Below are 1,160 nucleotides of genomic sequence, written 5' to 3'. Positions count from 1 at the left end.
AATCCTTCAAACGCGAGGCGGTAGACCAGGTACTTGCCGGCACGCCGCTTCGTCATGTAGCCGAGACGCTCGGCATCGCTGAAAGCCTGCTGGGCAAATGGAAGCGCCAGTACGAGCAGCAAGGTGACGATGCCTTTCCGGGCAACGGCAAGCAGCGTGGTGAGAGCGCGGAGTTGCGTCGTCTACGCCAGCAACTGGCTCAGGTCACCATGGAGCGCGATGTTTTAAAAAAGGCGCTCGCCATCTTCTCGCAGCCCACGAAGTGAAGTTCCGCGCCATCGAGGCGTTGGCTGGTCGCTATCCCGTAGCGCCAATGTGCCGGCTGCTACGGGTATCCCGCAGCGGCTTCTATGCCTGGCAGCAGCGGCCACCTTCGGCGAGAGAGATGGCGAATCGGCGTCTGAGCAAGGAGATCCGCACCATTCACCACGAGGTGAATGGGATCTATGGCCATCGCAGAATCAAGGCCGAGTTAGCGGCCATGGGGCATGCGTGTGGTCGACACCGGGTTGCTCGACTGATGCGCGAAGCCGGTCTGCGCGTTCGCTCGCGCAAGCGCTGGCGGCTGGTTTCCAGCAGTCGTCATGCTCTGCCGATTGCCCCGAACCACCTGGATCGCCAGTTCGCCTCGGATCGCGCCAATCGGCACTGGGTCTCGGACATGACCTACGTGCGGACGGCCCAAGGTTGGCTGTATCTGGCAGTCGTGCTCGATCTCTATTCACGAGCCGTCGTCGGTTGGGCGATGCACCACTGCATGCAGCAGGCCTTGGTACACGCCGCGCTGGAGATGGCCATTGCACGCCGGCAGCCGAAAGAAGAAGTGCTGCTGCACTCGGATCGAGGCAGCCAATACTGCGCGTACGACTACCAGGCCTTACTTCGGCGACATCGAATCGTGCCCAGCCATTCACGTCCCGGGAACTGCTGGGACAACGCCGCGATGGAGAGCTTCTTCCGTTCGCTGAAGGCTGAGCGGGTGTACCTGACGCGCTATGCCAGCTACCACGAGGCGAAAACCGACCTGTTCGACTACATCCGCTTTTACAATCACCGTCGCCGCCACTCGACGTTGGGCTATCTCAGCCCGATGGAGTTTGAGCGGCGCTATGCGAGCAGTAACTCTTAACTACCTGTCCACCAGCTCCGGGACAGACCAG

At 61.3% G+C, this 1,160-nt stretch carries 2 protein-coding genes; both read left to right on the top strand.

The genetic code is table 11. From position 1 onward, the window contains the following. On the top strand, window positions 1–266 hold a 266-nt coding region (locus GDH07_RS32200; protein WP_152899898.1), incomplete at its 5' end, for a transposase. After that, the gene (locus GDH07_RS32195; protein WP_152899897.1) at window positions 263–1,129 is read left to right on the top strand and encodes an IS3 family transposase; all 867 of its coding nucleotides are present in this window, start codon (window positions 263–265) and stop codon (window positions 1,127–1,129) included. The genes GDH07_RS32200 and GDH07_RS32195, both read left to right, overlap by 4 nt. Window positions 1,130–1,160: the final 31 nt, after the last annotated feature.

Origin of the sequence: Pseudomonas piscis (assembly GCF_009380155.1) — a bacterium.
In the GTDB taxonomy this organism is placed as follows: domain Bacteria; phylum Pseudomonadota; class Gammaproteobacteria; order Pseudomonadales; family Pseudomonadaceae; genus Aquipseudomonas; species Aquipseudomonas piscis.
The sequence above is the reverse complement of the archived record's forward strand: the minus strand, read 5'-3'. Positions and strand labels throughout refer to the sequence as shown.